Here is a 9,720-nt window from a genome sequence, read left to right on the forward strand (position 1 = left end):
TGAAAAAACGAGAGTTTTTTCACACGCCCTTTTTCATTAATGATGGAACAGACGGATTCCCGTAAATGCCATTACAATGCCATATTTATTGCAAACCTCGATTACATTGTCATCACGAACCGATCCGCCCGGCTGTGCGATGTACTGAACGCCGCTCTTGTGCGCGCGCTCAATGTTGTCGCCAAATGGGAAGAATGCATCAGAACCAATGGTTACACCCTTCATGCCGTCCAGCCATGCGCGTTTTTCCTCACGGGTAAATACCGGCGGTTTTACCTTGAAAATTTTCTGCCATGCGCCCTCTTCCAGCACATCCATATATTCTTCTCCGATATAAACATCGATCGCATTGTCGCGGTCTGCACGCTTGATTCCATCCACAAACTGAAGATTTAACACCTGCGGAGATTGGCGCAGATACCAGTTGTCGGCTTTCTGACCTGCCAGACGGGTACAATGTACACGGGACTGCTGACCTGCGCCGATACCGATCGCCTGTCCATCCTTCACGTAGCAGACAGAGTTGGACTGTGTATATTTCAGGGTAATCAAAGATACGATCATGTCGATCTTCGCGTTATCCGGCAGCTCTTTATTCTCAGTCACGATATTCTCCAGCAGCTCACGGTTGATTGCCAGATTATTTCTACCCTGCTCAAAGGTCACGCCAAATACCTGTTTGCGCTCCACCGGAGCTGGTACATAATCCGGATCGATTTCAATGACATTGTACTTGCCATTTTTCTTTGATTCCAGAATCTCCAGAGCCTCCTTGGTATATCCCGGAGCAATCACGCCATCCGATACTTCTCTCTTGATGATGCGCGCCGTATCTGCATCGCAGACATCCGACAGAGAAATAAAATCGCCGAAGGAAGACATGCGGTCTGCACCTCGTGCTCTGGCATATGCACACGCAAGCGGAGATAAGTCTCCCATATCATCGACCCAGTAAATCTTACGCATCGTCTCGTCTAACGGAAGTCCTACCGCTGCACCTGCCGGCGAAACATGTTTAAAAGAAGTTGCCGCCGGAAGCCCAGTTGCCTCTTTCAGTTCTCTTACCAGCTGCCAGCCATTGAACGCATCCAGGAAATTGATATATCCCGGTTTGCCGCAAAGTACCTTGATCGGAAGCTCACTGCCGTCCGCCATAAAAATGCGGGACGGTTTCTGGTTCGGGTTGCATCCATATTTTAACTCAAGTTCGTTCATCTTCATTCCTCCTGTATACCCATTTAAACGCATGATTCAAATGCTGTTTCAAGTCGAACGTCCGTGAGACTTGGCGCGTGATTCTGGTCAGCGAAGCTAACATATTCTTTACAGAATCACTGCGCATCCTCGCGGAGCGTTTATCTCAGTCGGAGAATGGACTCCCACTGAGACAAACTTGCTATTACTTACCCCCTGATGAGGTGGGAGTCTTCTCGACTGAGATAAACAATTTTGTTTCTGACCTGTTTTCATTTTCAGACGGTTTTTGACTTTTTTAACTATTTTCCAGTCTGTTCCTACTTATTTTTGTTAATGATCTTCGTCTGTGTCTCTCTGGTCGCAATATCAATATAGCGCACAAACAGAGATACCTTATTATCCGGGTTCAGATTCTCCCAGAGTGTCGCTACAAACTCATCCAGGCTGTCCGGAATCTCGATCTTTTTCGGCTCACCCTCGAAGCTCGGAAGCGGATTGCCGTCGTGCATATAGGTGTGGATGAAATGTCCCTCGCCTGCAACCGGCTTCTCATACGCATATGTATAACGATGGCAGGAATCCGGATTGCCGTCGTTGGATTTCAGAATCGACATCGCATAGTTGTAACCGCCATCCTCGATATGCAGGATACCGGAAATACGAGGCGTGTAGTTCGGCGCATCCGGCTCGAACTCGCGGCTTCTGAGGGACTGCTCAAAGGTCATCTGACGGTCCATTCCCTCATAAATCGTATCAGTCTGATCGCCGTTGGTCACAATCGTTTTATTTCCCAGCACACGGACCGGTGCATAGATAATCAGGCTCGGATCTTCCAGCTTCGCCGGGTCAAATGCCTGTGTGCGGATGCCCTCACCTTCTTCTACAAACACACGGTTGCGGCTGTTCTCGCTTCTTCCCATGATAAAGTACGCCGTAACCGCCTTCTTTCCGTCCGGCGTCCGTCCAATGATAATTCCGCGTCCCGGATAAGAATTGTTTTTCAGTTCCTCTGCTATCGATACAGTCTTCATAATGGCAAAGCTTCCTCCTTCATTGTGGTGCAATAATTCACTACTTTATATTTTACCACATTCTTTTTTCATTTCCAGTTAGATTTATTGAATTGTTTTCAGAAGTATTACTTATATATAGCACAGGTATTATTTTTTGTTCTAATAAACATATAAAAGCACCTGCATTCTTTTGCAAATGCTCTGCACTACTTCACGACAAACCGTTACTGTTCACGCATACGTGCCCAGTAACGGAATTTGCCGTGGCTTCGCATTTAAATACGGCAAATTCCTGCTGCCACCACGTTTTCTTACGGCACTTTCGGTTCCAAAAGTGCCTACCCGTGAACAGTCACATCAAAACTTACATTATCAAAATACATCATAAAACAGACTGTTCAATCTGTACAATTCGGTGTATAATTAAGGAAAATATGCCATCAGGGCGATACATTTCATATATGTATACAGATTTTAGGAAATGACGGCATGAAGATAGCACAAAACTCGCAAGCGGTCTGCGCTATGCACCGTTACGAAAAAACGTTCATCATCAAAATTCAAGAAAAGGCAGGTTATGAATATGAAAAATGTAACAATTCTCGACCACCCGTTAATTCAGCACAAGATCTCCATTCTCCGCAACAAAAACACCGGAACCAATGAATTCCGTTCCCTGATCGACGAGATTGCGATGCTGATGGGCTATGAAGCGCTGCGCGATCTTCCGCTGGAGGATCAGGAAGTAGAAACTCCGATCGAAACCTGCAGCACTCCGATGCTGGCTGGTAAAAAACTTGCCGTTGTCCCGATCTTACGTGCCGGTCTCGGTATGGTAAATGGTATTCTGGCACTCGTTCCGTCCGCAAAGGTTGGTCACATCGGACTCTACCGCGACGAGATAACCCATGAGCCGCACGAATACTACTGCAAGCTGCCAACCCCGATCGAACTGCGTACCATCGTTGTCACCGACCCGATGCTGGCAACCGGCGGTTCCGCAGTGGAGGCAATCGACTTTATCAAAGCACGCGGCGGAAAGAACATCAAATTCATGGCAATCATCGCTGCTCCGGAAGGATTAAAGAGACTGCATGAGGCACATCCGGATGTCCAGATCTATGTCGGTCATGTAGATCGCTGCCTGAACGAAAACGCTTACATCTGCCCAGGTCTGGGGGATGCAGGGGATCGGATTTTTGGTACGAAATAAATCAGAGTTGCCAACCTTCTCGGCATATCAGCAGACGACCTTCTCGTAGACAGTCTGACACACTCGGCTTCCACTGCCGATTCCGAGATTCACCGTCTGCTTTTGGACTGCAACACACTTGAGCAGGAGATTCTCACCCGAATGGTAAAGGAATTGAAAGCGATTTTATACGGATTGGGAGTATGATTTTGTAACCCGTTGACCACATAACACAAAAACCCGCATAAGCCACAACTGCACTTCGGAGCATGCCGGGGTGCTGTCTGTGGTTCATGCGGGATGAGGCAAAAAAAGAAGCCCACCAGCGTACTATGTAGGATTTACACGGTACACCAGTGGGCAAATCTTTATTTTAACAGATCTGATAAACTATATTCACCTTTAGGAATATTTGCGGTTCTACGGTACTCTTTTATTGCATTAACTAATGTCAGTGGATTACTAAAATAATCTTTTACAAAATCATACGATTTCACATTATGCATACGAAGATCTGATTTACAGAATTCACTCGGTTTCTTTCCTGAACGCTTAAATCGCTCATAAGCTCCTTCGCTATGAATAATCAACATCTCTATCTCCGGAGCAGTAATAACATTGATCACATCAACCTTCTTCTCATAGGCTTTGCTAAGCCTAAACTCTTCTCTCCGAGAGTCAAGAATCCTTATAACAGAAATCTGATCTTTAAATCCTTTACGTAAGAAGCGTTCCTCAAATGTCTTAGCACTCCTGCAGCGAATAACATTTTCTTCAAGCATATCTTCTCTTGTAAAAATCAAAAGATTATTATCCACTAGAACATCAATAATTGCAGCTTCTGCTGATCCTTCACATACACACGCTATATATGGTGCTAACTTCATCCTACCGCCCCCTTATTTAATTGAAGCGGCCAGATTTTTCTTCAAACGCATATATGCTTCATACGCTGGAGTTGTTCCTTCCAGAAATCCGCTTTGATATGCATCGCTCTTCTTAATGTCATTGCGCTTTAGAATATAGCTCAAGTTTTCCACTGTAATGCCATTTCGATTTCTTACGATACAAATTCCATCATTTCGGTCATATTCATCCAGCAGTTCCGGATAATGCGTTGTAAAAATCAGCGTTCCGCCTCTCTTGTTAAGTCGGCTATCCATGAAGAAACGCATCAGAGTCGTTACAATTTCTTTATTAAAATGATTTTCAATTTCATCTACCAGAAGGTATCCTCCAGATTGAAGAACCTCTTTCACCATCGAAAATGTAATAATGCCCTTAATTGTACCAGAAGACAAATACTGCTCAAGATCTACCGCATTATTCAAGATAATCTCATCTTCATCTCTAAATTTCAGATGAATAAATGTTTTTCCTTCCGCCTGCTCAAAACATAGCTTCTCGATAGTCGGATCAAGAAAAGTAATTACTTCCAGCGGAATATCTTCTGTAAAAGGCAAAACATTCACATTCGTATATGAAAGAAGGCTAAACACCTCAACGGTGTCATTTACCTTTTTATTATGAGCGATAATAAAGCTGACATCATCTGAAAGGTAAGCTTCATTACTATCACGTGTGTCAACAGGCTCTATTCCATCGAAATCCGTCAAATATTTTTTCGACTTAACGCCTGCAATCGGCTTTTCCCATAGTCTTTCAGACAAGATTGAATACACATACTCGCCTGTCTTTGCCTTTTTCGCTGTAATCACGGTTTCAAGACAGCAGATATATTTGCGCTTATCATAAAAGTATGTGCGAATCGCAGCTTTCTCTGACCCTCCAAGAATGGTTTTTGCCTCCACATGATTGATTGGCTCATTCTTTATAATGTTCAGTGCTAAATTTATGACTTTCAGCACAGAGGTTTTGCCAGAAGCATTGATTCCAATAAATGCACATGCAGAATGAAGGTAATAGTTGTCAATCAGATTATACAGATTATTCCTGTCATCTTCACTCACACGCTGCTGAGTGTAAAAGCAAATATCCATGTCTTCCTTAAACAACGGAAGCCCTTGTGCTGTAATACGAAGTATTTTCATGTACCATTCTCCATTCCAAAAACGGATTTCACGTTTTTATTTTCCATCAAGTTCATTATACCCTATTTCCCAGAAATTATCAACGCATTTCTCGTTTTTATTTTCTGTATTTCAAACTCCGATACGCATCCAGCACGAACTCCAAAAACTGGGGACTCATCTGCTCCAACATGCGCTTTCCATCCACATTCCCCAACATGGTCACACCCGCTTTTGACAGGTCATCTTCTCTCTTCCCCAACTCCATGATGCTGTCTGCCACGACCGCATCGATGAACGCCGCGAACTTTGCTCCGTCAACATTGCTTTGTACCGGCATCGGTGCACTTGGCGAATAAAAATGAAATAGAGGAATTGCTCAGAATACGGGCAGAAGATAATAACTGACCAGCGCCCCAATGTGTATCACACACAGCGAGGGCTTTTTTGAACTCCAGAAGTTCATTTTATTTCCGTTACAAACTATATACTTCCATCATAAGCCGTATCCCGACTTTCAGACCTTCCTCAAAAGCAGTCTTCTCCCATGCACAGCACACTGTTCCCTGCCGGTCCATAATCTTCTCCCAGAGGGGAATCTTTATCTCCGACATAGTCATCTACGAGCCTATTCATACCTTCCAAGCCACGCAGCCACTCTTCCAGTTCCTTTTCCTTGACCTTTGCGGTTTTCCCGGCAACTGTGTTTTTCTCTACTGGATTATTCTCCGTGTAATGTTCGTAGATCAGATCAAGCAGATTCTCCACTGGCGGATAATACTCTGGTTCCGTTTTCCTCAAATACTCCTCCAGCATTTCCTTCAATTTTTCTATAATGCTACCGTCCTTCCCAACTGAGATTCACTTCCTCAGTTACGGCACATATTACCGTAGACTTTTGCACATAGCAACCTATTTTTTACGGTTTTTCAGATCCCCATCTTTTCCTTCACTTCATCTGGCACATCGATCAGCCCGAACCGGTAGAACATCCCGTAGATGTAAGTCACTCCCCGGATATCGCCCAGAGCTTTGGGTCTCTCTACTACTTCACCTTTTATATTTCCCAGTGCCAAAACTATAGAACTCCATGCCAGACTTTTACTCTTTTCCCGTCTGTCGATCCACAGCTCCTTCGTGTACTCGCCATTCCTGCCTTTTTTTATTTCGTAAGTAAATGACAGCCCTGAGTAAGTTTTGAATTTCACACCAGCATAGGCCAGAACCACGCTCCAGAAGTTTTCCTCTGTCGGATCAACCCTCCACCACTTCATCGCTCTGTATCTCCGTTGCCGCTCTGCTCCAACACTAATCTTTTCTTTCTCTGTACTTGGGAAGTACACGCCTTTCTGATATGGCAGGTACGAAGTAACGGAGGCTTTGGAGAGTTGAAGAGTAGATGATGTTGTGAGTATGGAGGTTTTGTAGTCTCGTGTTTCACGGTATTCTTCAAAAGTGTTTTTTACTTTCTCCGCCACATCCGACTCATACACTCCGGCCGTGATGAGCAGCTTCCGGACTTTGATAGGGTTTAGGTTCAGAGCATCTGCAATGGATTGGAGGGACATCTCAGAATCATAAAGCTCCACAGCACTTTCCATCTGCTCTTTCAGATTTTTCCCAGCATCGTACTCTGGCTTCAACTTCTTCCGGCCACCGCCTGGTTTTCTTGTTTTCTTCATTTTACTCATGCAGCTCCAACGGCAGTCCGTCTGGGTCATGGAAAAAAGTCATCTTCTTGCCGGTGTAATCATCCACACGAATTGGCTCACATTCAATTCCTACCTCTGCCAACTCATTCACTGTCTGCTCCACGCTCTCCACACAAAATGCAAGGTGACGCAGCCCACAGGTCTCCGGGCGGTTCACACGCTTCGGTGGGTTTTCTTCTGCAAAAATCTCCAGCTCTGTGTGTTCGTTAACACGCAGATCCATCTTCCAGTCTTTACGCTCTGGGCGATAGTTTTCTCTGATGACAGAGAATCCCAGTTTGTTTACATAGAAATCCTTTGATGCTTCGTAGTCGGATACGATGATTGCAATATGATGTATTTTTGATAAATTCATTTTTCTCACGCTCCATTTCTTTTAATTTTGTTCTTTTTTATTTTCGTTATAAACTATATAGCCACCTTCAAAATATACCGTGTGAACTCCTGGAGTTCAGTTTGTCCACACGGCATTTATTTTTTTCTTGGGTTCTTGTTTATTTCATTTTTTCCAGAATCTCCTCTGCGCTCATCCCGCTGGCTAATAATCTCTTAACCACACTCTCGGCTTCAGCCTTCTTAGCTTCTTCAGCGGCTTTAGCATCCGCCTTTGCCTTCTTCGCTTCCAGGGATGCCACTTCTTTCTCAGCCTTCTTCAGATCAATCTTCTTCTCTTTCAGGTCAGCTTTCAAAGTGTCAATGTTTGCAGTGATGGATGCTATCTCAGCAGTCAGGGAAGCGATAGACTCCTGCTTCTCTGTGATCTGGGACACAATATCGGATTTGGGGCGGTTCTTGCTCCCTTTTGTTCTTGGCATAATATATACCTCATTTCTTTTGTAATATTTTTATGTAATACTGTGAGCAATGTACCATAAGCTCTTGTATCTTTTCTTACTTCAATTTTTCCTCTGTCTCCAAAGCCACTTTTTTCAAGTAATCTTGTATCTCCAAAAGCTTAGCTTGGCATGAATTGAAATCTTCTGAATCAATTCCGTTATCTTTCACCGCATCACCACTAATATACGAATTAATATAGGTTTGTAAGTTGAAACCGTCTTTGTTCTGCAACTGCCGCAACTCGCCTGAATATTCTGCTGGTATATTCGAATTGATTTCTGTCAAATTCACGTTAAGCTCTTGCCCAATATCGCATAAAGCATTATGTAAACTAAGTCCTTTTTTCCCTCGTCTTGAGGAATTTGAGGACGACAGTGCTTCCGGCAATTTTATTAGCATCTTTTGAACTTCTACTAATGCCTTGTTTGTTTGTGCGAAAATCGTAAGATTTTTGCTTTTCCGAAAATACTTAACAGAATTATATGCCCCAATGCCTGAAATAATTGCAAGAATCACATTAATAATTGTTAAAGCAACATCCCACACGCTCATTTATTCTCCCAGTCTCGTTTTTTTATAATACTGAAGAATCCGAACATAGTTATCGTATTCAGACGCAAGTTCCTCCGCATTTTCCTCACTCCATGCAAAGCATCCAATTACTCCTAAAAATCCACTTTCCTTTTTCCCCCAGTACTCCTCATCTTGCAAAAATTTAAACAAGGTATCATAATCAAATGTTCTCCTATCATCTACTGTCTGACATATAAAATCAAACCAGCGTTCCTCGTCACTAGGGTGTGATGAACCGGTAGACTTGTTTGCTGCATCGCAAAAAAGCGTCAATTTTTTTAATGCCTTTTCTGAGATATAATCAAGCGGATCAAATTGTCCTGATGATGGTCCAACAACCTTAATTTCCTCATGTGTTTCACCATACACCTTGGCTATATCGTTATAAAATAATTCCAGTAGTTGATTATACTCATCAATTGTTAACTGACTTTTTTGAAGCGGAACAATATTACAAACCTTAATATAACCCTCACGCCATGTATCTTTTCCATAATAAATTGAAACCTCCGCATGAGGGGCTTTCGTTCCAATATAATCAGCAAGAATATAATCTTTAAGCATCTGATTACTTTTAGGTTTGATCCAGTCTGTTGGAAATACATTATATATCTCTTCCGATAATTTATCCAATTCCGGTTTATTGCCGACAAAACTTAATTCTTTATACACATGCATAAATCGTTCCTCCTCCTAAATTCTTCACATCTCAGCCGATCATAAGATCGTTACCTGCTGCCCACCACGGAGAGGTGTGTGATTATCAGAGCAGCGTAGGGAGCTACCGCTCCCAGTATATCACAATTTCATCCAATTTTACAGATGCTTTCTTGCCTTCATCACTGTACAATACATCAATCCGCCAATCATTCCACCTACTGTATTATAGAAGATGTCTGATAGCTGAAACGTACCTAGACGGAGCAATAACTGCAACATCTCCATGCTCACCGAAAAGATAAATGCTATCTTCCCGCTTTGCCACAGGATCTTCTTCCAACCGTTTCCTATCTTTTCTTCGAATGTCCACATCACTACGGCAGAAAACGGCACCATCATGATCACATTCTCAATACACTCCGTTGTCAGCTTCTGTTCGCCGTTCACTGTCTCCCAGATGCCCCAGCCGCCCATGACTGAATATTACGGTTCAAATGTACCCCTGT

At 43.3% G+C, this 9,720-nt stretch carries 13 protein-coding genes; 1 reads left to right on the forward strand and 12 read right to left on the reverse strand.

All coding sequences use genetic code 11. From position 1 onward, the window contains the following. Window positions 1-36: 36 nt before the first annotated feature. The gene (locus DXB70_RS06335) at window positions 37-1,215 is read right to left on the reverse strand and encodes a phosphoribosylaminoimidazolecarboxamide formyltransferase (protein WP_106999982.1); all 1,179 of its coding nucleotides are present in this window, start codon (window positions 1,213-1,215) and stop codon (window positions 37-39) included. Between the two features lie 299 nt (window positions 1,216-1,514). Then, window positions 1,515-2,228, reverse strand: a complete 714-nt coding sequence (locus DXB70_RS06340) for an IMP cyclohydrolase (protein ID WP_118672895.1) — start codon at window positions 2,226-2,228, stop codon at window positions 1,515-1,517. Between the two features lie 565 nt (window positions 2,229-2,793). Between DXB70_RS06340 and upp the strand changes: the two genes are divergently transcribed. Beyond that, on the forward strand, window positions 2,794-3,423 hold the full coding sequence (upp, locus tag DXB70_RS06345) for a uracil phosphoribosyltransferase (RefSeq protein WP_118672896.1): 630 nt from the start codon (window positions 2,794-2,796) through the stop codon (window positions 3,421-3,423). A gap of 347 nt (window positions 3,424-3,770) precedes the next feature. Here the strand turns inward: upp and DXB70_RS06350 are convergent, their stop codons facing one another. From DXB70_RS06350 to DXB70_RS06395, 10 genes are all read right to left on the reverse strand, one after another. Further along, on the reverse strand, window positions 3,771-4,289 hold the full coding sequence (locus tag DXB70_RS06350; protein WP_118472690.1) for a hypothetical protein: 519 nt from the start codon (window positions 4,287-4,289) through the stop codon (window positions 3,771-3,773). Window positions 4,290-4,301: 12 nt separating this feature from the next. After that, complete coding sequence (locus tag DXB70_RS06355) at window positions 4,302-5,453, reverse strand: AAA family ATPase (protein ID WP_118472691.1); 1,152 nt, start codon at window positions 5,451-5,453, stop codon at window positions 4,302-4,304. A gap of 97 nt (window positions 5,454-5,550) precedes the next feature. Then, entirely contained in the window at window positions 5,551-5,772 is a 222-nt protein-coding gene (locus DXB70_RS06360) for a hypothetical protein (RefSeq protein WP_118472692.1), read from the reverse strand. Window positions 5,773-5,960: 188 nt separating this feature from the next. Further along, entirely contained in the window at window positions 5,961-6,233 is a 273-nt protein-coding gene (locus DXB70_RS06365) for a hypothetical protein (RefSeq protein ID WP_147353135.1), read from the reverse strand. Between the two features lie 128 nt (window positions 6,234-6,361). Then, the gene (locus DXB70_RS14360) at window positions 6,362-7,114 is read right to left on the reverse strand and encodes a hypothetical protein (RefSeq protein WP_243099050.1); all 753 of its coding nucleotides are present in this window, start codon (window positions 7,112-7,114) and stop codon (window positions 6,362-6,364) included. Between the two features lies 1 nt (window position 7,115). Continuing rightward, a complete protein-coding gene (locus DXB70_RS06375) occupies window positions 7,116-7,499 on the reverse strand; it encodes a VOC family protein (RefSeq protein WP_118672897.1) in 384 nt (127 codons plus the stop codon). Window positions 7,500-7,638: 139 nt separating this feature from the next. Then, complete coding sequence (locus DXB70_RS06380) at window positions 7,639-7,959, reverse strand: hypothetical protein (protein WP_118472697.1); 321 nt, start codon at window positions 7,957-7,959, stop codon at window positions 7,639-7,641. A gap of 76 nt (window positions 7,960-8,035) precedes the next feature. Next, a complete protein-coding gene (locus DXB70_RS06385) occupies window positions 8,036-8,533 on the reverse strand; it encodes a hypothetical protein (RefSeq protein ID WP_118472698.1) in 498 nt (165 codons plus the stop codon). Beyond that, window positions 8,534-9,232, reverse strand: coding sequence for a hypothetical protein (locus DXB70_RS06390; protein WP_118472699.1), 699 nt, complete (start codon window positions 9,230-9,232; stop codon window positions 8,534-8,536). A 138-nt stretch (window positions 9,233-9,370) separates the two neighbouring features. Beyond that, window positions 9,371-9,661 (reverse strand): VanZ family protein, encoded by a 291-nt coding sequence (locus DXB70_RS06395; RefSeq protein ID WP_243017821.1) that lies wholly within the window; start codon window positions 9,659-9,661, stop codon window positions 9,371-9,373. Window positions 9,662-9,720 lie beyond the last annotated feature (59 nt).

The sequence above is a fragment of the Clostridium sp. OM05-5BH genome (assembly GCF_003481505.1).
Lineage (GTDB): Bacteria > Bacillota > Clostridia > Lachnospirales > Lachnospiraceae > Otoolea > Otoolea fessa.